The 24,358-nt window shown below is 39.2% G+C and carries 25 protein-coding genes and 1 pseudogene; 18 read left to right on the top strand and 8 right to left on the bottom strand.

The features are described from left to right. Nucleotides 1–9 precede the first annotated feature (9 nt). From CZ360_RS01940 to CZ360_RS01925, 4 genes and pseudogenes are all read right to left on the bottom strand, one after another. Nucleotides 10–837, bottom strand: coding sequence for an Ig-like domain-containing protein (locus CZ360_RS01940; RefSeq protein WP_077532506.1), 828 nt, complete (start codon nt 835–837; stop codon nt 10–12). A gap of 211 nt (nt 838–1,048) precedes the next feature. Beyond that, nucleotides 1,049–1,246, bottom strand: a pseudogene (locus tag CZ360_RS01935) (type I restriction-modification system subunit M N-terminal domain-containing protein); the annotation flags it as partial. 294 nt (nt 1,247–1,540) lie between these two features. Then, complete coding sequence (locus tag CZ360_RS01930) at nt 1,541–2,083, bottom strand: SLOG family protein (RefSeq protein ID WP_077532505.1); 543 nt, start codon at nt 2,081–2,083, stop codon at nt 1,541–1,543. After that, on the bottom strand, nt 2,080–3,765 hold the full coding sequence (locus CZ360_RS01925) for a hypothetical protein (RefSeq protein ID WP_077532504.1): 1,686 nt from the start codon (nt 3,763–3,765) through the stop codon (nt 2,080–2,082). The genes CZ360_RS01930 and CZ360_RS01925 overlap by 4 nt, the downstream gene beginning before the upstream one ends. Before the next feature lie 133 nt (nt 3,766–3,898). Here CZ360_RS01925 and CZ360_RS01920 point away from each other — a divergent pair, with 133 nt between their 5' ends. From CZ360_RS01920 to CZ360_RS01850, 15 genes are all read left to right on the top strand, one after another. Next, the gene (locus CZ360_RS01920; protein ID WP_077532503.1) at nt 3,899–4,156 is read left to right on the top strand and encodes a helix-turn-helix domain-containing protein; all 258 of its coding nucleotides are present in this window, start codon (nt 3,899–3,901) and stop codon (nt 4,154–4,156) included. 123 nt (nt 4,157–4,279) lie between these two features. Continuing rightward, nucleotides 4,280–4,594 carry a helix-turn-helix domain-containing protein gene (locus CZ360_RS01915; protein WP_077532502.1) on the top strand — a complete coding sequence of 105 codons (315 nt, stop codon included), beginning with the start codon at nt 4,280–4,282 and terminating at the stop codon, nt 4,592–4,594. 111 nt (nt 4,595–4,705) lie between these two features. Then, nucleotides 4,706–5,362 (top strand): HI0074 family nucleotidyltransferase substrate-binding subunit, encoded by a 657-nt coding sequence (locus CZ360_RS01910; protein WP_077532501.1) that lies wholly within the window; start codon nt 4,706–4,708, stop codon nt 5,360–5,362. Between the two features lie 134 nt (nt 5,363–5,496). Then, the gene (locus tag CZ360_RS01905) at nt 5,497–5,757 is read left to right on the top strand and encodes a type II toxin-antitoxin system Phd/YefM family antitoxin (RefSeq protein WP_077532500.1); all 261 of its coding nucleotides are present in this window, start codon (nt 5,497–5,499) and stop codon (nt 5,755–5,757) included. Next, on the top strand, nt 5,747–6,058 hold the full coding sequence (locus CZ360_RS01900; RefSeq protein ID WP_077532499.1) for a type II toxin-antitoxin system RelE/ParE family toxin: 312 nt from the start codon (nt 5,747–5,749) through the stop codon (nt 6,056–6,058). Before CZ360_RS01905 ends, CZ360_RS01900 begins: the two co-directional genes overlap by 11 nt. Nucleotides 6,059–6,119: 61 nt before the next feature. Then, a complete protein-coding gene (gene dinB, locus CZ360_RS01895; RefSeq protein WP_077532498.1) occupies nt 6,120–7,292 on the top strand; it encodes a DNA polymerase IV in 1,173 nt (390 codons plus the stop codon). Nucleotides 7,293–7,648: 356 nt separating this feature from the next. Then, the gene (locus tag CZ360_RS01890) at nt 7,649–9,382 is read left to right on the top strand and encodes a sensor histidine kinase (RefSeq protein WP_077532497.1); all 1,734 of its coding nucleotides are present in this window, start codon (nt 7,649–7,651) and stop codon (nt 9,380–9,382) included. Next, nucleotides 9,360–10,940, top strand: coding sequence for a response regulator transcription factor (locus tag CZ360_RS01885; protein ID WP_077532496.1), 1,581 nt, complete (start codon nt 9,360–9,362; stop codon nt 10,938–10,940). The genes CZ360_RS01890 and CZ360_RS01885 overlap by 23 nt, the downstream gene beginning before the upstream one ends. 260 nt (nt 10,941–11,200) lie before the next feature. Beyond that, on the top strand, nt 11,201–12,715 hold the full coding sequence (locus tag CZ360_RS01880; RefSeq protein WP_077532495.1) for an ABC transporter substrate-binding protein: 1,515 nt from the start codon (nt 11,201–11,203) through the stop codon (nt 12,713–12,715). 96 nt (nt 12,716–12,811) lie between these two features. Continuing rightward, nucleotides 12,812–13,768 carry an ABC transporter permease gene (locus CZ360_RS01875; RefSeq protein ID WP_077532494.1) on the top strand — a complete coding sequence of 319 codons (957 nt, stop codon included), beginning with the start codon at nt 12,812–12,814 and terminating at the stop codon, nt 13,766–13,768. Nucleotides 13,769–13,782: 14 nt separating this feature from the next. Beyond that, nucleotides 13,783–14,676: a carbohydrate ABC transporter permease gene (locus CZ360_RS01870; protein WP_077532493.1), complete on the top strand. Its 894-nt coding sequence runs from the start codon at nt 13,783–13,785 to the stop codon at nt 14,674–14,676. A 38-nt stretch (nt 14,677–14,714) separates the two neighbouring features. After that, nucleotides 14,715–15,548 carry an aldo/keto reductase gene (locus CZ360_RS01865; protein WP_077532492.1) on the top strand — a complete coding sequence of 278 codons (834 nt, stop codon included), beginning with the start codon at nt 14,715–14,717 and terminating at the stop codon, nt 15,546–15,548. A gap of 20 nt (nt 15,549–15,568) precedes the next feature. Next, on the top strand, nt 15,569–16,504 hold the full coding sequence (locus CZ360_RS01860; RefSeq protein WP_077532491.1) for an aldo/keto reductase: 936 nt from the start codon (nt 15,569–15,571) through the stop codon (nt 16,502–16,504). Nucleotides 16,505–16,523: 19 nt separating this feature from the next. Next, nucleotides 16,524–17,588: a Gfo/Idh/MocA family protein gene (locus CZ360_RS01855; protein ID WP_077532490.1), complete on the top strand. Its 1,065-nt coding sequence runs from the start codon at nt 16,524–16,526 to the stop codon at nt 17,586–17,588. A gap of 3 nt (nt 17,589–17,591) precedes the next feature. Then, entirely contained in the window at nt 17,592–18,596 is a 1,005-nt protein-coding gene (locus CZ360_RS01850) for a Gfo/Idh/MocA family protein (RefSeq protein ID WP_229407962.1), read from the top strand. Between the two features lie 97 nt (nt 18,597–18,693). Here CZ360_RS01850 and CZ360_RS01845 read toward each other — a convergent pair whose 3' ends face one another. From CZ360_RS01845 to CZ360_RS14220, 3 genes are all read right to left on the bottom strand, one after another. Further along, on the bottom strand, nt 18,694–18,999 hold the full coding sequence (locus CZ360_RS01845) for a glycoside hydrolase family protein (protein WP_229407961.1): 306 nt from the start codon (nt 18,997–18,999) through the stop codon (nt 18,694–18,696). A 145-nt stretch (nt 19,000–19,144) separates the two neighbouring features. Continuing rightward, a complete protein-coding gene (locus CZ360_RS13960; RefSeq protein ID WP_159438075.1) occupies nt 19,145–19,285 on the bottom strand; it encodes a hypothetical protein in 141 nt (46 codons plus the stop codon). 427 nt (nt 19,286–19,712) lie between these two features. After that, nucleotides 19,713–19,985 (bottom strand): hypothetical protein, encoded by a 273-nt coding sequence (locus tag CZ360_RS14220; protein ID WP_229407960.1) that lies wholly within the window; start codon nt 19,983–19,985, stop codon nt 19,713–19,715. A gap of 857 nt (nt 19,986–20,842) precedes the next feature. Between CZ360_RS14220 and CZ360_RS01835 the strand changes: the two genes are divergently transcribed. From CZ360_RS01835 to CZ360_RS01825, 3 genes are all read left to right on the top strand, one after another. After that, complete coding sequence (locus tag CZ360_RS01835; protein ID WP_077532488.1) at nt 20,843–21,232, top strand: TnpV protein; 390 nt, start codon at nt 20,843–20,845, stop codon at nt 21,230–21,232. A 169-nt stretch (nt 21,233–21,401) separates the two neighbouring features. Further along, nucleotides 21,402–23,402 (top strand): cytidylate kinase family protein, encoded by a 2,001-nt coding sequence (locus CZ360_RS01830; protein WP_077532487.1) that lies wholly within the window; start codon nt 21,402–21,404, stop codon nt 23,400–23,402. Between the two features lie 66 nt (nt 23,403–23,468). After that, entirely contained in the window at nt 23,469–23,642 is a 174-nt protein-coding gene (locus CZ360_RS01825) for a cysteine-rich KTR domain-containing protein (RefSeq protein ID WP_077532486.1), read from the top strand. 54 nt (nt 23,643–23,696) lie between these two features. Here CZ360_RS01825 and CZ360_RS14425 read toward each other — a convergent pair whose 3' ends face one another. Further along, nucleotides 23,697–24,350: a hypothetical protein gene (locus tag CZ360_RS14425; RefSeq protein WP_456085447.1), complete on the bottom strand. Its 654-nt coding sequence runs from the start codon at nt 24,348–24,350 to the stop codon at nt 23,697–23,699. Nucleotides 24,351–24,358: the final 8 nt, after the last annotated feature.

Here is a 24,358-nt window from a genome sequence, read left to right as displayed (position 1 = left end):
TCATTTATATTATGTGATATCGTGCATTTCTTCATCTGTAAACAACTCTGGCATGTTGGTTGAAAATTTATCCACAGTAAAGTCAGAAAAATTATCGTTAAACGTGACCCGTATTTCAAATTTGCACTTTTGAACTACTTTTACCTCATTAACCGTAGATAAAGTTCCTTTCAATGTGACAATATGACCGTCTACTATTAAAGTCGGATCCCCTGTAGAGTCTCTCGTTTCCGATCCATATCCAGTTCCCATAGGATTGCCCCAAAGACGACGAGTATCGATATAATGTTCTACTGCCATCATCAGATCATGATACGAAATATCTTCATAAACCATCAACTGTTTGCGCGCATCCCGGTCGCTTCCATCCGGTGCATCGAATCTTACCATCCCATTTTCATCAATATAATCCTCGATCTTCGGGATATCCTCATCCTTTTTTCCGAGTTTGTTCAGATCGGGTTCCCTCCCGTCCTTTGTTACCGTCACGGTGACCGATCCGCTTTTCACCTGCCCATCGGCTGACTCCGCGTGGATTTCTGCTTTTCCGAGGTCAACCGCCTCAATCCTGCAAAACGATTTTCCCAGATACCGGTCTTGTTCCACCGAGGTCTGAATCTTGACCACCGTTTCATCCGAACTGACCCAGCGAACATCTCCGTCACTGGACGTGCCCGGCGTAATTTCACAGACCACGCTATCGTCATCCAGCACATCCCCTGTTTTCATTATCAGCTTTGTTTCCCCTGTCAACGTCAACGATTCAATCTCACCGCAGGAAATCAGCAGAAAACAACCTAATATAGCCACACACAGAATACTTATCCAGTGTTTCATCTTACTCTTCTCCAATCATAAAAACCTAATTCATTGAACCACACAGAAAGGAGTGTGATTTTTGATGTCAGAAGAAAACGCAATTGTTCTTTACGATCCGGAACAAGCCAAAAAATCGCAAAAAGAGTATGAGGCCAGGCAAGCAAAAAAGACATCTAAATCAAGCGGTTCAGGCTTTGGCGCAAAAGTAAAATCCGCCTTTTCCTCCGCGAAAGACATTATTTCCAGCCTCCCATTCGCCGCGGTTGATATACCCTGCAAGGCTTTCGGAGATATAGCGGTAGAACAGCATCCCCAGCACATACTGCTTAAAATCCCAGCCGTCCACACTGCCACGCAGGTCGTTGGCTATATTCCAGATAGTACGGTGAAGTTCCGCGCGTTCCTGTTCTTTTCTAGTATCCATTATTTTTTATCCTCCCGGCCGATTTCTGCAAGATATACTTAGATTATACGATAAAAAGCAGAAAAAAACAACGAGAAGGCGGGAACCTTCTCGCTGCAAGGAAAGATAAACAGCCGGGGAAGCCAAGGGGTTTCCAGCTTCCCCAGCCATATATATAAAAACAGGGTCTCGGAGGACACAGACTTTTTAAAAAACGGTTGACTGCCAGCTTATGGCCAGAACTGAATCCAGCCTCCGCGTGGCAAGATCAGAGCCTAATAGGAAGTAGGTTATTTCACTCCTCCGGACTTCCTGTTTTTAACGATGATAGATGTTGACTGTTGGGATATACTGCCTTTCCGCATAGTCAAGCGTGTAACGTGTTCCGCCTCTTGCAAACAGGGAACAGTACTCGATCGCCAAGCTGGAATGATCCACCAGCCACCGGTTCCGGTCATAATATACACCACTGTAATAGTTTTCTGACAAGCTCAGCCCATAGTCTGACCGGGCTGCCACGATCCTTGCCCTTCTGATCCAGCCGGGTTCCCATTCCTTTGATTTGAAAAAGCTGTGGTGATACGGAGCCACAGAAACGAGCTGAATCTCTGGATAGTTCTTCTTCACTTGCAAAACCGTCTCCGCCGCCAGAATATCAAAGCCTGCCATCATGCCGTGCAGGAAGAATCGCTTGCCTTCCCCATAGGCTTTGATGGTTTCCACCTCGATCCTCTCACAGAGCAGGGCGGTCTCCTTGAAATCGCTTTCCTCGGGAAGCTTGTCAGGCCGGTGCCCGGTAAAGCAGACGCAGGCCCCACGGTCTGACAAAGCCTTCAATATCTCATTCCTGCCGGTGATCATGTCCGCTTCTTCTCCCGGAATATTTTTGAGATGATCCCTATTGTATCCACATTAAACGGGCAGTCATAAAACAGCTTCATCTGTTCCTTGCAGTAGTCCTCAAACTGTTCGTCCAGTTTTTCGTCAAATTCTACCGCTTTCTTCCTGCCGCTCCGGAAACCCAGCAGAAGGTATCCGGTTTGGTCGATCTTCAGCCGCCTGTCTACCGCCTCGATCTTTTGGTACAGCGAGCTGAGAAGCTCAGAATCGCCGTCCTTCCTGACTGCCTCGGCCAGAGCCAGCAGCTTTTCCTGAAACTGTCTGTAGAAAGGGGTATGGGTGACAGAATAATGATCTACTTCTTTTTGCAGGTTATCCGTCTGGATCATGCCAAGCGCCAAGCCCCGCAGATAGGCGGTCTCATTGTTAAACCGAATAAAATCCAAGATCAGATCCAGGCACCGGTGATAGCTGTAATGTTCGGTTTGATGATCCTGGCTTAGTTCGTTTTCCACCCTGTATTCATAGATCGGGTGTTCCTTCGGATATACGCCAAGCTCCCGTTCCAGAAGCTCCAGCTTCTCAATATTCTGTGTATCCGGAGTAAGGGAATACAGAGGCTTTGGGGGAAGGAAGCCCGGATTGTGAATCATATGGTATAGGTTATATACCGGGATCATTTGGCTGTCCGCCTGGTTCCCAAGCTGGAAGGTGCTGTTTTTCTTTGATACAGCGATCAGGGCGCTCATCAGCTTGGCGGCAGCGTCGTAAAAGACAGAGGTTCGGTTGGCGCCGTTTATTTCCATCTGGTAGGCTTCATGAAACAGGCTGTCATATTCCTCCGGATAGGTATCTGATTCTTCACTGACCAGAATGCAGGCAAAGACCCGGATATCCGGATATTCTTCCATCATGCTCCTGATGATCCTCACTGCCTGGCAGGTCAGCTCCTCCTCCCGGATCATGTTGAGTCCCTCCAGAGGGAACAGGAAATCTGTGATCCCATTCTGAGCGCAGTCATGAACGGCAGTTTTCAGCGCGGGCGCAAGCTGTGCCATAGTCAGGTGAACCCCAACGGGGTTAAAATAGAAGACCGCGCATTTATCAGGTATGGCAAGGGCTTTACGGAGTTCAAGGGATTTGATCAGCGAAATCCCGTTGTCGCCTTCATTGAATTCCCATGAAAGCTCAAAAATACTCTTGATCGGTATATTCAGCTGGTAAGCCGCTTTATATGTCTTTCTGGAAACTGTTGTTTTGGGCTGGTCCAGGGAGAGGATCGCCGCTGTGCTGGGGATCACCTTTTTTATGATATATTGCTGAAAGTCCTTTTCATAGCCAGATTCCAGTATTTCGATCTGGTCATAGAGGCACAGCTCACCCTGTTCCTCCAGAGCCGGGCGAACAGATCTTACAGCATGGTTTGATACCAAAGCCGTTATCCTGATCTCAGGGCGGCTTTTTTTCATACCGGCCAGAAATCGGGCGAACTGGTGCTCCAAAGGTTCTGTGGTCCCTCTCGACCTCCGGCCGATGGGAATCAGGAAATCCCTGATTCCTTCCTCCAGGCATTCCCCGACCATGATCTCGGCTGCTTTGAGCATGGGCTTCAGATTATCCATGCGATTATTTCTGTAGTTTAAAAGCAGGGCAAACGGCTGGTACAGGTCCAGCTTTGTCCTGAAATCCTGTTGTGTGTTCATAGATATAATAGTCTCCCCGCTGAATAATAAAGCTGTCTCTGTTTAAAATATTATTGCCGACACATCGGCAATTCGGAACATGCTTTTTGCTAATATAATAGCAAAGGTATTTAAAGAATAGGAAGAGAAGTCATTGAAATACGATGAAATGCTTGTACATAGAATCACAGATTTATGTAATGAACGAAATTATAGCATAAATTATTTGGCAACAATTAGTGGCGTTAGTCACTCTACTCTAGACAGCATTATGCATGGTTCTTCTCAAAACCCTAAATTAAAAACGATTCATCGTATTGCATTAGCTTTTAATATGACTTTATCTGAATTTCTTGATTACGAAGAATTTAATGAATATTCATTTGAGGATGAAGAAGAAATTGATAGTTAGCAGAGCATATTTGCTCTGCTTTTATATTATATTCCTTTAAAAAGAATATGTCAATTTATATAAACTCTTTAGAGGAACAACAATCAAATGATGTCCCGCTAAAATAAAAGTAGGGTGATTTTTATGTTTGATGAATTTTTTCGGAATAGATTAGCACAATTACGAATTCAAAAAGGAATATCGGCTCGTGATATGAGCCTATCTATGGGACAAGGGCCGGCATATATTAACAATATTGAGAATGGCCGAAATAAACCTTCTATGGATGGATTTTATTATATCTGCGATTATTTTCATATTACCCCTAAAGAATTTTTTGATGAAGAAAATCATAACCCAGAACGTTTGCAGGAATTGATGAGTGAGGCAAAGGGATTAACTGGTCATCAGCTTGCTCATATTATTGCTGTTATAAAGGATATAAAACATAAAGACTAAAAACAAGCGGACGGTTTGCAGCTGTCTGCTTGTTTTATGTCATAAAATAATTGCCTTTTTGAATGGTTCAAGGTATAATAAGGCTATACTTAATACATGGAGGGATAATTGATGGATCAAATATATCGGCAAATCGTGCAGTTATCTCGCCAGTATCAAGCGGATAAAATCGTATTGTTCGGCTCCCGCGCAAGAGGCGATCACCGAGAAAACAGCGATATTGACATCGCAGTTTTCGGAATGCCGGCTGAAAATCAGGCGTTGTTTTGGGATTCTGTCAATGAACTTCCTACCCTGCTTGAATTTGATATTGTATTCCTTTCTCCAAAAACAGATGAAAAACTGGTTAGGAATATCGAAAAGGACGGAGTGATTTTAATGGATAAATTTGCAGAAAAATATGAGAAGCTCCAGTCTGCGATTGAACGTTTAAGAGAGTCCATTGATGATTACGAAAAAACCAATATGGACTCAGTGCGCGATGGGGTGATCCAGCGTTTTGAGTTTTGTACAGAATTAACCTGGAAAACCCTGCGTGAATATTTGCTGGAGCAGGGATATACTGAGATCAACAGCCCAAAATCAGTGATGCGCAAGGCTTATGCAGACGGACTAATGAAAGATGATACCATGTGGATTCAGTTATTAAACGACAGGAATCTGACCTCTCATCTTTATGACGAAACTACTGCGCAAGAAATCTATCAAAGGATCAAGGAACAGTATTATCCGATGTTCCAAAATATATTGGATATTTTCAAAAATTAAATTATAGCTTGGAGAGCACTTCCTTGATATTTGGGAAGAAAACAAGTGGACAGTTTACAGATGTCCGCTTGTTTTTTTATGATAAATGTATTATAATTATTATATAATAATAGTGCAAGAAGGGAGGAATGGCTATGCCGAAGATTATTCCAATTAGGGAATTGCAGAATACCTCGGAGATTTCTAAACTGTGCCATACAACTGACGAACCGATTTTTGTAACAAAAAATGGGTATGGTGATATGGTGATCATGAGTATCCAGGCTTATGAAGAAAAAATGATGATGACAGAACTGTTTGTTAAACTTGACGAAGCAGAGCAACAGATCAAAGAAGGTAAAACGACTGACGCCAGACAATCCTTAAAGCAGCTGAGGGAACGGTATGGAATATAAAATAGAGATTACCAAACGTGCAGAATGGGATCTTGACCAGATCGTTGCATATATTGCTGTAAACCTGGAAAATTTACCGGCGGCAACCCGTTTGATAGATTCGATCGAAAATTGTTATCGGATTTTAGAAACCCTGCCGAAATCGTACAGCTATTGCCACGCAGAAGCATTCCGCAGTATGGGTTACAGGAAAGCAGTTATCGACAACTACTTAATGATCTTCCGTATTGACGAAGAGGAAAAGACAGTATATATTCTCCGCTTCTTTTATGGAGCGCAGGATTATGAAAAACTTCTGTAACAAGGCATAAAAGAAAAGGGCCCTCCGTAAACTAAGAAAAAGGTTTACGGAGGGTTTTGTTATGGACCGGGTGATACTGCACAGCGATATGAATAACTTCTATGCTTCCGTGGAAAGCCTTTATCACCCGGAATATAGAGGAAGACCTATGGCAGTCGCGGGCGATCCGGAGCAGCGTCATGGGATCGTCCTTGCTAAGAACTATGAAACCAAAGCCTTCGGTGTGCAGACCGGCGATCCCTTATGGTTTGCCAAGCAGAAATGCCCGGACATCATCTTTGCCCCGCCCCACTATGACAAGTATCTCCGGTTCTCCCAAATGGAAAAGGAGATCTATTCCGACTATACCGACCAGGTAGAACCCTTCGGCTTAGATGAATGCTGGCTCGATGTGACGGGCAGCACAAACTTGTTCGGTTCCGGGAAAACGATCGCTGATACCTTAAGGGAACGAATCAAAAAGGAACTGGGGATCACCGCTTCAGTCGGCGTTTCTTTCAACAAGGTCTTTGCCAAGCTGGGTTCGGATCTAAAAAAGACGGACGCGACCATCATGATCCTGCCGGACCAGTTCCGGGAAACAGTCTGGCCGCTTCCGGTCAGCGAGCTGCTGTATGTCGGGAAAGCAACTCACCAAAAGCTAAGAAAATACGGCATCCGCACGATCGGGGATCTGGCTTTGACAGACGTGCGGTTTCTGGAACAGGTGTTGGGAAAAAACGGGGTCATGCTCTGGCAGTTTACTAATGGGCTGGACCAGTCGCCGGTATCAAATATCGGGGCAAAGTCGATGATCAAGTCAATCGGGAACAGTACGACCGCGCCGAGAGACCTTGTAAGCGATGATGACGTAAAGATCACTTTATTTGTCCTGTGTGAAAGCGTATCTGCCAGAATGAGGGAATATGACTTTGTGTGCAGGACGGTACAGATCGGGATACGGGATAATGTATTATGTTCCTATGAACGGCAGGGGACAATGACCTATCCGAACCGGACAGTCAAGGACTTGTTCGACCAGTCTTTTTCCCTGTTTCAGCTTCACCGTCCGAAAAAGCCGGTGAGGAGTTTAAGCGTTCGGGCCTGTCAGTTGTCAGTCATGGGAAATGAGCAGTTATCCTTGTTCCCGGAGGAATTCAAGCTGCAAAAGCTGGAGAGGATGGACAAAGCGGTAGATACATTACGGGAGCGGTACGGGTATTTCTCCGTTCAGCTTCTCTTTATTAGATGTTAGCTAATAGTCTATTAAACATAACTTCTTCTAAGGTTTAGGCAGTTTTACTTTCATTTTGAAAGGAAAGATATCTGAAACTACCATACAATACCATCTTACTTTTTGTTTGAATATAATAGGATTTCACCGTATTTACTCTGATGCCTAATTACTTCTGCAGTAAATTCGATCTCAATACAGAAATTTGGAATTATCGCGAGTTTTTCTTATTTAAAGTTTTTGACACGAGATTTTTGAAATACAGCAATAGAAAAAATTTCCATTATCTTATTACAATCTGTTTCACTTGACATAGCATCTAAAATCGTTATAATTAAAAAGAAAATATTTGTGAGGTATAACAAGAGGGGGATATAATGCGTTCAATTACATCTCGGCAGCAGATAGTGGTGCTTCTGGTTACATTTTTATGCCCATTAATCACATTGCTCATAACATATAACCTATACACTGTCAGCGTGGTAAATCAAAATACAGCTTCAACGAATCAAAATACACTTTCCTTATATCAACAATCAATTAATGAAGCTATTTCATTGATTGATTCTTCTATATCTGATTTGATCGCTAATAATTCACAGATTATTCTGCTTAGAAATAACCCTTCTCCTGTTAATGCTCATGTTTATGCAAAAACGATTGTAGATAATTATAAAAGAATGCTTATTTCAAATAAACTTCTAACAGGATGCTTTCTCTATTCATCAGAAAATAATATCTATCGTACGGCATTTAAGAGAAATATTCAAGAAGAAATACAAATTGCGGCAGATACCTTTTTAAGAAATCTAATAAAGGACGATGGAGATAACTACAAACAGGGTTGGTTTTTGAAAGAAATATCTCAAAAAAAATATATGTTTCGGATACTAAGGCTTGATAATGTTTATTGTGCCGTAATGGTAGATTTGACCACAATGATTAATTATCCAATTAGTGGAGAGGAACCACTTTTATTGTGTTCAACAGAAAAAGGTGAAATTATAACTAACATCCATTTTGCTGAGAAAAATCAAATAGAATTGACTATGAACTCAGAAAAAAATTATTTTTTTACAGGCCATCCACATAAGTTTATCGTGGTACAGGGTTCGCTTAAGTATGCTAATTTGTATCTGAATTATTTAATGCCATATGAAGGCGTTTGGGGTCTATTAGACGGTATACAATTGCTTTTTATAGTGCTTTCCTTTTTGTTTGTTTTTTTGATACCAATATGTTACTGCTTTTTTCAAAGGCTTTATTTGGCCCCATTAGATGATCTCATGAAAACGATGAATTATGTAAAAGCAGGAAATATTGATACCAAAATAGATAAGCGTTATCGAATTGTAGAATTCCAAGAGGTTAGTACCACATTTAATAAAATGTTGAATCAAATTAAGCAGTTAAAAATTGAATCTTATGAAAAGAAAATAGAAATCCAACAAGCCAAATTACAATATTTACAAATTCAAATCCGCCCTCATTTTTTCTTAAACTGCTTGAAGAACATTTATGGATTGGCTCAATCTAAGCAATTTATTAGAATTCAAGATATGATTATTGCGCTTTCCAGATATTGGCGCTCTGCTTTTGGTGATAGCTTTACGTTTATTTCTATTGAAGAAGAAGTAAATAATGTAAAAAATTATATAGAATTACAACAAATAAGCTTGTCAATGCCGCCGCAGTGTTTCATTTATTGTGATGAATCGCTGAAGTCGGTTTTAATACCTCCGCTGACAATACTTACCTTTGTGGAAAATTGTGTTAAGCACGCGACACAAGCAAACATAACTTTGAATATTTTTGTCAAGATACATTTTCTTGTTGGAGAGAGCCAAGATTATGTAAATATTATTATCTCAGACACGGGGAAGGGCTTTTCGGAAGAGATGCTGAAAAAACTAAATTGTACAAATAGTGATTTATACACAGGCGAGCATATAGGAATTTCGAATATACGTCATCGATTAATGTTGCTATATCATGAAAATGTTAGTATTTCTTTTTCAAATCAAGCCATTGGTTCACATGTCGAATTGTTCTTGCCAATAAAAAAAGCAGACAAGGAGGTGAAAAAGAATGACTGTACTGATAGTAGATGATCAAACTAGCGTAGTAGACGGTATTGCTTCTGGAGTAAACTGGAGAAAATTGGGGATCAATCGAATTTTTACGGCGTATAACGCGGTAGAAGCTCGGGAGATATTTTCGACTAGAATCATTGATATTTTACTTTGTGATATTGAAATGCCTGCAGAGAATGGTCTAAGTCTTTTATACTGGATTCGCGAGCAGTCGTTAGAGGTCGAATGCATTTTTTTGACAGCACATGCAGAATTTTCTTATGCCAAAGAGGCGTTGCGCCTAGGAAGCTTTGATTATATCATACAACCAGCACGATATTCTGATATCGAGGTTGCATTACACAGGGCGATAGAGAAAATCCAAAATTTGAGAGAGCAACAGAAATATATTGATTATGGACGACTTTGGTGGGATCGAAAAGACATTTTCTGGGGAGGAATATTGGAAGAATGGATATGCGGGGAAACAGAAAGTATAAATTCTGTACTACAGGATTTCCAGAAGTTATCGATTTCTATTACAGAGAAAAGTGAATTTTTTGTTGTAATCTTTAATGTAATGCGTTGGAATTTGCATAAAGAAGAATGGGATGAACACACTTTATATTATGCTTTCTCTAATATTTTATTAGAGCTATTAGAGATTTATGGACAAAGATTGTTATTAATACCTATTCCTAAGCAGACTTATGCTTTGCTCATTTATTCAGAAGAACAACTTATTGATCAAGAAGGACTGCAGCGACAATTAAATCGTTTTATAGTTTATTGCAAAGAATATCTCCAACTTGATATTGCTTGTTATACTGGTAATCCCGTTTTGATGCCTGATGTTTCCAATAAATCTAAAAAGTTGTTGGCATTACGAGATGATAATGTTGCCTATATATCACGTTTGTTTTGGGAATCGGATAAAAGTAAAATGGAACAGGAGCGGCTTTACCAGTTTAACAGCAATTATATTACAGATTTACTTTTATCTGGTTATTATGAGGCGGCCGAAACAGAGTTGACCAGGTATTTAGAAGAATTTCAAAAGAGAGGTGTATTAGATGCTGAGATTTTACAATTATTCTATCAAGATTTTATGCGAACGGTGTTTAGCATATTAGATCGGATGGATTTGCAGACACACGATATGTTTAAAGATAAAGTAATGAAATTTACTTTAACGGCATATCAATCGATTGATGACATGTTGAAGTTTATCCATAATACTTTAAATTATTTGCACGAATATGTAACTCCTGAGAACGATTCAAAAAGCCAAATCCAACGAATTGTTTATTATATTCAAAATCATTTAGAAAAGGACATTAGACGTTCTGATTTAGCCAAGGAAGTTTTTTTAAATGAGGACTATTTATCTAGATTATTTAAAAAAGAGATGGGGATTTCTTTGAAAAATTATATTTTAAATGAAAAAATGAAAGTTGCCCAAACTCTTCTTCAGACAACCGCTTTACCTATCAGCGATATTGCTACAAGAGTAGGATATACCAATTTTTCTCACTTTTCACAATCATATAAAAAGGTCATGGGAATTACTCCTATGGAAGAGAGACAACAGTTATAATCTTTGGTAAAAACGTTGGGATATGTCCCAACGTTTTTTTATTCAGATGATGTCAGAAAATTGATAATAAGTATAAGAAGTCTGACCACTCTTATTATAATATTCTGAATTTTTATATTTAAATGTCAAAATTATTATAGATCATGTCTGTTTTTGGGCAGATAATAAAAAGCAAATTTAATATAATAAAAACAGTTCATTACTTACCGGTTAGTATTGAAAGGTGAATATAATATGTTTTATAAGAAAGGGGTAACAGAATGAAATTTAGAAGGTTATTTGCACTCTTATCTGCAGTGATGATGAGTACTTTTGCATTATCATCATGTGGTAGTGAATCTTCAGAAACTTCTGGGAACACGGTTGAGAATAATGAAGATCCATATGAAGTTGTAATTCTTAACTTGGGCAATGGAACAGATGAAGCATTAAATCTGGTTTCAGATGAGATGAGCAAAATCACTCAGGAAAAATTGGGCAATACCACAGTAAAAGTGATGATTATAAGTCAGGGGACTTATACTGAGCAGTTGAATTTAATGCTTTCTTCTGGTGAACAGGTGGACATTTTTAATACTTATAATAATAATTTAGTTACCTTAAAAAGCGCTTCTCAAATTATTCCGATTGATGATCTGCTTCAAAAATATGGGCAGGATATATTAGCTAACATTCCAGAAAAATATATGGCAGCAGGTAAAGTGGGATCAGAGCAGTATGGGATTCCCGGAAACCGTGGAAAGGGCTCTGGTATTGGCTTTTTCATGGTCAAGGAAATAGCAGATTCTTTAAATGTGGATGTTTCTACCGTTAAGACTTACGATGATATTGAAGCTGTGCTGACAAAAGTAAAAGAAAACTATCCTGATATGTATCCATTAGCGCCGGATGTGGGTGGCTACAATCCAATGCCTAATCCCTATGATAAATGTTATGGCTATTTAGGCTGTTTGGTTAATGTTTATGATGGTAGTACTAAATTAGTTAATTTTTATGAAACAGATGAGTACAAAGAGTGGACTACCCATATGTACGACTGGATGCAAAAAGGTCTGGTAATGCCAGATGGTGCTAGCAGTACCGTTACAAATAAAAGTTTGATGGCAGCTGGAAAAGCTGCTTGTGCGATCAGAAACACGGATCCTCTGCCAGCCGCTGAATGGACCAATGCGGTTGGGAAAGAGGTAGTTGTAAGTGAATTATTAACGCCGTATGAAACTTATGCAGCCACTCAGCATGCTGGATGGCAATCTGCAATTTCGGTAACTAGTGAAAAACCGGAACGTGCGATGCAGGTGCTTAATCTGATGATGACAGACGCGGACTTTATGAATCTCCTAACATATGGTGTGGAAGGGGTACACTATCAGTACAAGGATAAAGAAAATGACATGATCACTTATCTTGACGGCCAGGATGCAACTTCTGTAGAATACAGCGCTGGTTGTATAGGCGGTTCTTATCCTGGAGGATTGATTATTCATGTACCAGATGGCCGTCCAGCAGGTTATTGGGATCAAGTAGCCGAATTTAATGCGAATTGTTATATTTCGCCAGCATATGGTTTTGCATGGGACAACACTGCTGTTCTGAACGAACAAGTTGCTTGTGATAATGTAATCAGTAAATATGATACGGCATTGCAATGTGGAATGCTTGATCCTGAAACGACAATACCAGAATTTCTTGCCGAATTAGAAGCCGCCGGCGTTGATAAGATCCTTGCAGAAAAGCAAGCTCAGTTTGATGCATGGTTAGCTGAAAAAGGCGAGTAAAATCCTCACTTGCGTAATAAAAGAGCAGATAGTTTGCAGTCGTTTCTACTGCTCTTTTATTACCACTTACCAAAACAATATAAGGAGGTAGTTAAAATGAAGAAAGGAGAGAGAGACAAAAAAAGGGTCATATCACAAAAACGATTTATAAAAACCATTCGGCGCTATTGGCCTCTCTATATGATGTTTATTCCGGGTGCATTATATTTGTTTATCAATAACTATATTCCGATGGCGGGTATCGTTGTGGCTTTTAAACGTTTTAATTTTAAAGATGGAATTTGGGGGAGTCCATTTATTGGATTAAGTAATTTCGAATTTTTGTTTAAAACGCAGGATGCTTGGAATATTACTCGAAATACTCTATGCTATAACGCTGTATTTATTGTATTGGGAACATTGGTTTCTGTATGTGTTGCTATTTTACTAGGAGAACTAAGAGCACAGCAAGCTCGCAAATTTTATCAAACAATCGTTTTAGTTCCATTTTTAATTTCTACAGTTATCATTAGTTATTTGGTTTATGGCTTTTTGGCAACAGATGTTGGCTTTGTAAATAATAGTATTTTAAAAGTATTAGGGCAAGAATCAATTTCTTGGTATGCTGAACCCCAATATTGGCCATATATTATTGTAATTGTATATATTTGGAAGCATTTCGGCTATAACTGTATTATTTACTATGCAACACTGGTAGGAATAGATCGAGGGTATTATGAGGCGGCTGTAATTGATGGAGCAGGACGTTGGCAGCAGATTGCACATATTACTTTACCGCATCTAAAACCAACAATTATTACCTTAACCTTGTTGGCGATTGGAAAAATGTTCTATTCGGATTTTGGGCTGTTTTATCAAGTTCCAATGAATAGTGGACCGTTATTTGATGTAACCAATACAATTGATACCTATGTTTATCGTGGTCTTTTACAAAATAGTAATCTTGGTATGTCCTCTGCTGCGGGTTTCTACCAATCTCTTTTAGGATTTTTATTAATTCTTATTGTTAATACAATCGTCAAAAAGGTGGAAAAAGAAAGTGCTTTGTTTTAAAAGGAGAATAGCGTATGGTTGGTAAAGATAGAATATTTCAGATAGTATTACATATAGTTTTCCTGTTTTTAGTACTTTGTTGTCTGATCCCTTTTTTCTTGTTGATTATTTCTTCCTTTACGGACGAAACTGCATTAATTCGACAAGGCTATTCTTTTTTTCCTCAAAAATGGAGTTTGGAGGCATATCGATTTACTTTAATAGATTCAGGTGCTATTTTGAGAGGCTATTCCATTTCATTTGTAGTCATGATTATCGGTACTGTTGTTAACCTTCTTCTCACAACGTTATATGCTTACCCGCTTTCGCGTCGAGATCTTCCCGGGAGAGGCTTTTTTTCCTTTTATCTCTTCTTTACGATGTTATTTAATGGTGGTTTGATACCAACGTATATGATGTGGGTGCAAACATTTCATATTAAGAATACAATTTTTGCATTAATTGTGCCTAATTTATTAATGACTGCATTCTATGTCATTATGATGCGTACATATCTTTCCACCAATATTCCAGATGCTGTCATTGAAGCGGCTAGAATAGATGGCGCAGGTGAAGTGAGAATTTTAGCACAAATTGTTTTGCCTATGTCCACCCCTATATTGGCGACGCTAGCTTTGTTAGTGGGTTTGGGATATTGGAATGATTGGGTGAATGGTCTTTATTATATAAACAATGAAAAATTGTATAGCACTCAGGTTTTGCTAAACCGAATGTTAATGGATATCCAATTTTTGATGAGTAATGCAAGTCAGCTTGCAGGAGCTGGCTCTACTGGAGTAACAACACTTCCTACGATGAGCATTAAGATGGCAATGGCAGTGATGGGGGTCCTGCCTATTCTGATCATCTATCCATTTTTCCAGAAATATTTTGTAAGGGGTATTGTCATTGGGGCGGTAAAAGAATAATAGTTTTATCATAAATCAGAATAATAGGAGGATACAATATGGAAAAATTAACTTTCCAAAGCACAAAACGTTTAAATAATAAGGTCAGAATCCCACTTATGGGGTTCGGTGTAGCTGAAATTGCAGAGGATTTGAAAACACAGGTACGCATTTTGAGAGAAGCCATTGAGGTGGGTTACCGTTTGTTTGACACAGCTCAGATCTATCGTTCTGAACGAGCTGTCGGAATTGCGATTAAGGAAAGTGGAATACCGCGTGAAGAATTTTTTATTTCCAGTAAAATTTTTGATGAACAAAAATATGACAGGACGACAGAGTCCTTTGAAGAAAGTTTACGAAAAATGGGAATTGATTACATAGATCGTTTTGTTCTTCACTGGCCTTTACCAGGGCATTATATTCAATCATGGAAAGAACTTGAAAAAATCCATCGTTCTGGTCGGGCACGTTGTATTTCTGTATCCAATTTTGAAATTTGGCATATGAGGAATTTGTTGCCAAACTGCGAGATTATTCCTGCTACCAACCAAATTGAATTTAATCCTACTTACATGGCAAATGAACAAAGAGAATTTTGTGAAAATTGGGGAGTGGCTATGGAAGCCTATACACCTATTGGACGGTATGGCCGTTTCGCTGATAATGAAATACTAAACCGCGTTGGTGAACGGCATGGGAAATCTGTTTATCAGGTTCTGTTGCGTTGGGATATCCAACATAATGTTATTCCGGTTCCTCGCAGTTCCAATCAAAAACATATGGCACAGAATGCAGATATTTTTGATTTTGAACTGACGTCAGAAGATATGGCAGAAATTGATTCGATGAATATTGATGATAGAAGAAATGCCAATCCATATAATCAACTCTAAATTTTGGAGGGGGAATCTACATGAATAATTTAAATTTTAATACAAAAATCAAATTGAATAATGGCGTTGAAATGCCTGTGTTAGGATATAGTACGGAACTGGTTGGTGCCATTGCTTTTGATCCAATTACGCAGTCGGAGATCATTTTAGATGCCATTGAAGCTGGATATAGGCGTTTTGAAACAGCTGAAATCCATCGAGTTCAACGTGGATTAGCACACGCAATTAAACTAAGCAAAATTCCAAGAGAAGAGTTTTTTATCTCATCTAAGCCGCAGATCGGAGATATTAGGGATTATCGTAATTATTATGCGGTGGAAGAAATTCTTGCTCAACTTGAAACAGACTATTTGGATCTATATTCAATTCATTGGCCACATCCAAAGGTATATCTCGAAAATCTACAAGATTGGCAAAGAAAAGCTTGGGTACGTTTACAAAATATCTATGAGGAAGGAAAAGCACGCGCAATTGGACTTTGTAACTTTCAGATTCATCATATACAAAAAATATTAGATGATCCTGAAACAAAAGTAATTCCAGCAGTAAATCAAGATCAATTTCATCCGTTATATAGTCGTCAGAAATTACAAGATTATTGTACAGAAAAGGGGATTGCATTTGGGGCTATTAATGAGGAAGATCTTACTGTAAAAGCGATTCCGCCGCATTACTATGCCTTTGAACATGCCGGCTATAAAAAACCCGGACTTTATGATCGCAGTACACTATTAGAGAATATTGGTAAACAATATGATAAGACGATTGAGCAAGTATTACTGCGTTGGACATTGCAACATGGAGTGTTGGCGAGCATTAAAACCATTGAACAAGATGAAATGGTTCAATTAAGCAATGTATTTGACTTTGAACTAACTAATGAAGAAATGAGTCGGATTGATGCGTTAAATTTGGATTATCGTTATGGATATGATCCTGATCATATTGATTTTTAACGGATTATAAAGGGGATGAATTTTTATCAAATTTGCAATTATTGGAGGTGGTTGGCGCGCAGAATTCTATCTGCGCGCCGCTCAGGAGTTACCGGATTATTTAGAAGTTTGTGCAGTAGTAGAGCCACAGGCGTTGCGACGGGAATATTTATCCCAAAAATGGAATGTATCGGTATTTGAAAACTTACAAGAAGCTTTAGATCAAATACCAGATTTTATAGTGTTGTGCCTTCCTATTCAGGCTACTATGGACATAATGCAAAAATCCTTACCTAATCAAATTCCGATATTAACAGAAACGTGCCCCGCAACTTCAGAAGAGATGATTCAAGAATTTTGGCGTATTACTGAAAGTAAATTCGTACAGATTGCTGAACAATATCAATTTCAGCCAATGCATGCGGCTCGACTGTCGATTATCGAATCTGGCTTGCTGGGAAATGTGCGACAGGTTCAAATATCAGTTGCACATGGATATCATGCAATTAGCCTGATACGACGATATTTACATTTAAATTTTGAAGATTGCGGTATTTGGGGAAAACGATTTATTTCTCCCTCTATTCGTGGACCAGGACGAAATGGTTATCCTCATCAAGAAGAATGGATACAGGAAACTCAAGATCACATAATATTGGATTTTGGCGAAAAATGGGCGGTTTTTGATTTTACTGATGAACAATATTTCTCCAAAATTCGCACATCGCATTTGCTAATTCGCGGCGAAAAAGGAGAAATTGCAGATGAACAGGTAAGTATTCTGCAAGATTACCATACGCCTTTACGGTTTCATTTACATAGGGTCTATGAAGGCTTAGATAATAGTTTGACTTGCCCGCATACCGAGGCAATAACTGGGGCAGGACAATGGTTTTATCGTAATCCCTTGGGAACGGTACGATTGAGTGATGAAGAGGTGGCGGTTGCAACGGTTTTAACCAGGATGTATGACTTTGTAAATATGGGAAAACCTTTTTATTCTGTAAATCAGTATTGTCAGGATCAATATTTAGCTTTATTAATGGAGCTTGCAGTCAAGAAGGAAAGTCAGGAGTTTACTTTAAAACAAAAATGGATGTCTTAGGAGATGGATATGATGAAAAGCAAGAAAACAAGGGTAGCAGTAATCGGTGCTGGTGGTTGGGGATATCAACATGCTAGGGCTTTTTCAAACAGGGAGGACACAGAACTTTGCTGCATTGTTGGGCGGACACTTGAACGTACCCGTGCCCGGGCAGAGCAATTTAAAGTCAATTATTATTTAGATATTGACACGATGTTAGAACAGGAAAAGCCAGATTTGGTTTCGATTTGTATGCCGGGACAAGGAACATTTGAACCAACTATGAAAGTAATTAAGGCGGGTTTTCCTCTTTTTGTTGAAAAACCTTTGGCATATTCGTTAGATGAAGCTCGTATTATGATTGAAGAAGCCAGAAAAAGAGATTTGTTTTTTGCAATAGATTTTAATCATAGTTGTAGCGAACCTGTACAAAGAGCCAAGCAAATAATTGATTCTGGACAGTTAGGATCTATTGTGTTTGCACAATGGAGGTTTGCACAGAGTAGTGATGGGATCCCTATTACTCATCCTTATATGGAACAAATTGAAGCACAGTGTCATGGCTTAGATTTAATAGAATATCTATGTGGACCAATTGAATCATTATCAGCAGACATGACTGATATTGCAGGAAAAAACAGCTATACGACATTTTCATTGTCTTTGCATTTTAAAAATCAGGGTGTTGGTACTTTCTTGGGTTCATTTGATTCTTCTGAATGCTATGAATTCGCACAGATGATTGATGTGAATGGTATGAAGGGACGTATATTAATTGAAGATAATTTAAAACGGTGTACTTACCAGAAAGCCGGATCTCAAGTAGCAGAGACGTGGAGACCATCGATGTTTGACGACGATGCCAATAGCTTTACTCATAATTTGGATCGGCATTTAGATCGGTTAATTCCTGCGTTTCGTTCAGGTGGAAGACCCCCTATCCCAGCAGAGCGCGGCTTGCGGGCCTTACAGCTAGCATACGCTGCCATAGAATCTTTTCAGACTGGAAAACGGATTACTATTGAGTAATGTTTGATACAAATTAATACAAAGACAGGATATTTTAAATAAGTAGGAAGCAGTTTGCTTTCTGCTTATTTATGTTTAGTTAATAATTTGCTGAAAACTATTGCTTGGCGACTGCACAGCCCGAAAACGCCCCGGCACTTAATTCCGGTTTACCCAACAATTCCTGCTGAGGCTCTAAACAAACTGGAAGATGAACCCAATGCACCAAATCTTTGCTCGTTGCATGGCCCCAGTATATATAACTCCATTCTTGACCAAAAGGATTATACTGATAATACAGATGATAATATCCCTGAAAATAACACAATCCATTTGGATCATTCAGCCAACCTTGATAGGGATTAAAATGATATTGTTCCCAATATGGCGTATTGTACCATTTTGATAATTGTTCTCCTGCCAAGCTAATGCCACCCATTCACTGTATTATTCAAATAACAGATACCACGATCCCAAATATCGTCACAGCCGCTCAAATATATCAAGGGGGCCTTGCAATTTTGCAATTTCAGTGTGTACTCCTGATATTTACTAAGAGATACTTTTATCTATCGATAATATTTTTCTCCTGCCAACGCTTCTATTGTATCGTTTTGTTCATCGGTCAAAATAGCCTTTCCCTGCTTTTGCAAATCAGACATTGCAAATATTTCTAAAGTACAATAACAATCGGATCGAACCCGCATCATTCTACCTCCTTTTTATTCTGCTATTTAGAATAACGCCTTTTTTTAAAACTGTCAACAAATAAACGCTTTGCTTCGCTGGTTGTTAAAAATCCTTTTTGCTGAACTAAAGTGAAATGGATCATGCAAAACAGATAAAACTATGTTCTTAGTTTACGTAGGGGTTCCTTTCTTTTATGCTTTGTTACAGAAGGTTATGATATGCAGATGCTGTACGGGAAAATATCAGTCATTTTTTTGTCTATCCCTCTGTAAGTGGAGCCTATATATTACAAATCCTGCTATTGGTTGGACGATACACATCTCTACAAAAAGGGGAATAGCAAAGTTGCGTGGCCACTTATAGAAAAATCTTTGAGTCGGCTCCCATGTAACCGAGCGCATGCCTATCCATGTACCTATAACCGTCAGCAGTATCGACATCAGGATATTAACAATAATATGTGCATTGAAGCTGTCCTCTTTTTCTATGATTTTTGCCGTCATTTTCTCGGCGGGTATGTACGCCAACAGAACAATAACAACGACACTTAACCAAAATAAAAGGCAAGACAGTAAGAACGTCCTGCCAGACATACAGATGGAAGACGGCTTCAAAGCAAGTGATCAGAGGAGCGATGATGTTGACTGAGATAATCGAAATAATCGCCATAAATAAGCCAAACTCCTTTTTGGTGCGTGGTAATTTCATATAGAATTCCATTTTTTAATCTCCTTTCGCACTCAAAAAAATCAGCGTGAAATCGTTAAGATTTCACGCTGATCAATTATACGCGCTTTTTTAATTATTCGTATTATATCACGTATAGCCTGAAAATTTCAAGTCTGATTTTTAGCTGATATTTCCCCCTATTTATAGGATGTAGTCTATAATGTCAGTTTTTACAGATAAAAATTTTATTTGAGGAAATCTGTTTACAGTTAAACTACCATCAACTGACGGTGGTTATATAGAAACACAAAAAACGTTATATATCTAAAAAGGGCTATGGAGGGTTTTGTTATGGACTGGGTGATACTGCACAGCGATATGAATAACTTCTATGCTTCTGTGGAAAGCCTTTATCACCTTAAATACCACGGAAGATTCATGGTGGTCTGATTTTGTCGAATTTTTGTTTAAATAGTCAGAAATAGAGCGAATTTATAAGTTTGTATATATTATTTTAAACTTTCAAATTTTTTCTATTATTTCATTTAAAAATGCAATTAAACATTTAAAAAAACTAACATAATTAAAAAATGTTACAATAGTTGCTAAACATTAAATAATATATAATTTATAATAAATAAAATAAGAATTTGAAAACCACAATTTTATAAGTGGTTATTGAAGCTCACAGGGCTTTAATAAAATCCTCCAAACGCCTTGAAAAGAAAGGATTTATCGCAATATGTTCGCCATATCCCTTTATATGATTTCATACTGTTTTACCCTTTCTCTGCTCCCTTATAAGGGAAAAAGCAAGGGTAAGAAAATCTGATAACAAGATATAACAAAATGTGGCAATCGGAGAACTGTGACGTATGTGAGAATATATTATACTGGAGGATTTTAAAATGGACAAGTATATTTACGATAAGAATAATGAGCTATGGTATGAATTGCAGGACGATTATTATATTCCCTGTCTTACCTTACCTGCCGAAAAAGAAAGATCTATCGGCATATGGGGGCAACGCCACCTGCGTTATATCAAATATCATAAGCGTGTCTTTTACGCCAATTTACTGACTTCTTGCAAGCTGAACAGTTATCTTGCCGATATTGACGAGCAGGCAGAAGATTTGTTTTCTCGGCTGGCAAGGCAGATGGCAGAATGCGAGGGCGTGACTGAACAACTTAAAGCGACCGACCAAATGGCGTGGATTGGGGCAATGAATAACATTCGGAGCAGGGCGATGGAAATCGTAAATGATGAAATTCTATATCCTGCATTTGATGATTGACTTCTTGACAAAAACGAAGGTTTAGTGTAAACTACATAAGTCGAACAGCTATAAGTGCGTAGAATTGCGACGATTCTACGCACTTATTTTTTTATGTTCTTCGCAGTTTTCAGGCAGCTTTCTCTCTGATAAAGACTCCAAAAAAATCAATATTCTTAAGGAGGTTTTTATGAATCAGTCAGAAAACAGTCAATTTTTAGGAACGGAAAAAATTGGGAGACTTATGCTTGGGTTTTCTATTCCCTGCGTACTTTCTCTGCTCGTCAGTGCACTCTATAATATTGTTGACCAAATTTTTATCGGCAACAGTGAATTGAGTGCCCTCGGCAATGCGGCAACAGGCGTTGTCTTTCCAATCTTTATCATTGCCCAAGCCTTTGCTTGGTGCTTCGGTGACGGTTGTGCCGATTACCTGAATATCTGTCAAGGGAAAAAGGATACACAATCTGCACATAAGGCAATTGGAACAGGAATTATCATTACGCTGTTTGCAAGCGTTGTGCTGATAGCGATATTTTTTCCGCTAAAGACACAACTTTTGACGCTTTTTGGTGCTTCAGAAAACAGTATCGGAATGGCAATTGAGTATTTCAACATTATTTTAGCTTTTTTCCCTGTATATATGCTTTCTAATATGATGAACGCAGTTATTCGTGCTGACGGAAGCCCTTCTTGGTCTATGGCTTCTATGCTGATTGGTGCAATCATCAACATCATTTTAGACCCCATATTTATTTTTGGTCTGCGTTGGGGTATGAAAGGTGCTGCTCTCGCTACAGTGATAGGACAGGCTGCTTCCTTTGTGATTAGTTTTCTTTATCTTTTTCGCACCAAGACTTTCAAACTCACAAAGAAAAGTTTTATCCCCGATTTTAAAGCGTTTGCAGGGGCACTGAAACTCGGTACATCTTCGTTTATCACACAGATGACAATTGTGATTATTTCGCTGGTCTGCAACATTATGCTTGCAAAGTACGGTGCAATGTCGCACTACGGCGTGGATATACCGATTGCTATTATTGGTATTGAAAGCAAGGTTTTTACTGTAGTCATTAACTTGGTTGTCGGAATTGTTCTCGGCCGCCAGCCGATTATTGGCTATAATATGGGTGCAAGAAATTACGGGAGAGTAAAGAAACTCTATAAATCTATTCTTTTCTGTACGGTCGTGATTGGTATTGCTTCAACATTGCTGTTTGAGTTAGCTCCACAGGCAGTTGTCGGTATTTTCGGAACGCCTACTAACATACCAAATTCTGAAGATTACTGGATTTTTGCCGAAAAAACCTTCCGTATATTCCTTTCGCTCATTACTTTCACTTGTATTATTAAAATGACCTCTATTTTCTTTCAGGCGGTCGGAAAACCTGCACAGGCAGTCATTTCTTCCATGATAAGAGATATTGTTTGCTTTATCCCGCTAATTCTGATTTTGCCAAAATCATTTGGTGTTGAGGGCATTTTGTTTGCCGCACCAATTGCGGATTTTATTGCTATGATTGTGGCGGCGGCGTTGACGGCTACATTTATGCGTTCTATGAAAATAGAACAAACAAAAATGCAGGATGAAGCAGTTTTGAAGCCTTCAAAACAGGATGTTATCATAACTATTGGCAGAGAACATGGTTCATCTGGCAAACAAATTGGCAAGCTGGTTGCGGAACAATTAGGTATTCCGTTCTACTATAAAGAGATGACAGCTCTTGCGGCGCAGGAAAGCGGTCTTGATAAAGAATTTATTTCGGACATCAACGCAAATTCTCCTGCTATGCTGCACAACCTTTATTTGAGTACCGAAGTGATACAACAGGCAATTATTGCCCAAGATAAGGTGATTCGTAAAATTGCCGATGCGGGAAGCTGTGTAATTGTAGGCAGAGCTGCCGACTATGTGTTACGAAATTACCAGAATGTCGTTAAAGTCTTTGTTTATGCCCCGGCAGAATACCGTGTGCAGCGTGTTATGCAAGTATATGGAGACAGTTTAGAAGAAGCAAGAAAGAACATTCGCCGTTCCGATGAAGCAAAAGCGGCATATTACAAGAACATTTCGGGACAATCTTGGGGAGAGCGGCACAATTATGATTTGCTAATAGATAGCTCTGTCGGAATAGAAAATTGTGCTTCAGCAATCTGTCAATATGTAATGAATGCTAAAAATAAAAAGTAACTGATTGAAAAGTGGTAGTCACTATAAAAAGTTACCGCCGCTTTTGCTCAATAGATGAGGTGTACGATGATAAAAACAGAATGGATACTATGTCTCGTTTGCGGCAACAAAACCCGTGACAGGCTGCGAGAAGATACTGAGATAAAAAACTATCCTCTCTACTGTCCGAAGTGCAAACAGGAAACACTCATCAATGCAAAGGATTTGCAGATAACCGTCATTCAAAAGCAGGGACGCTAACCAATCTATGTATGCCGCCGTGTATGGGTAAAACCATAGCGGCAGTTTTCTTGCCTATCGGCTGTCTCTGTCAAAGAATTTCTTTCTGCGTGGCTGTTGCCCACCCTGTTCCTGCAAATGCCTGAGTCTGTTTCTGACGCTCTCTTTTTCGGGCGGTTTCTGCGGTCTGCGCTTTTCCTTAACCTGTCGCTCCCACTCGGCAAGACTGCGGTTGTACTGTTCCACAACGGCCTCCACTTCTCGGTAGGTTGCCATAAACGCCTGCACATCGGGATAGCCGTCCTCTTTTAGAATATCGGGCAGCTTGTCAAGCCTTTCGGAGATTTCCTTTTCGGTCTGCTGTATCTGCTCGGTAAGTGCTTTTCGCTCCTTGCCCTTGAAAATCCCCGTTGTCTCTGAAAGCTGTGTTTTCAGTTTGGGCAAAACATTATCCTGCAAGTTTCTAATCCCTCTTGCTTCGTCCTGCACCCGTATCATCAGATTTCGCATAGTGCCAAACTCTGCCATATCAATATCCAGCGTGGGCTTCGACGGCATACCATGTTCACGGATAAGGCTTTGCAGGAAGTCTTTTGCCTTATTCACGATACTGCGGAACAGATTGGGCAGCCAGCCGCTTTTGTGGATAGTTTGACTTGCCTTTTCGTGTATCTCAGTCTGCTTGACCTCCAAAATCCTTGCTTCGGATATTCCCGATAATAACGCCATATCCGCCG

Source organism: Massiliimalia massiliensis, from assembly GCF_900155615.1.
Taxonomy (GTDB): domain Bacteria; phylum Bacillota; class Clostridia; order Oscillospirales; family Ruminococcaceae; genus Massiliimalia; species Massiliimalia massiliensis.
This window is presented reverse-complemented; position numbering and strand designations above follow the sequence as displayed.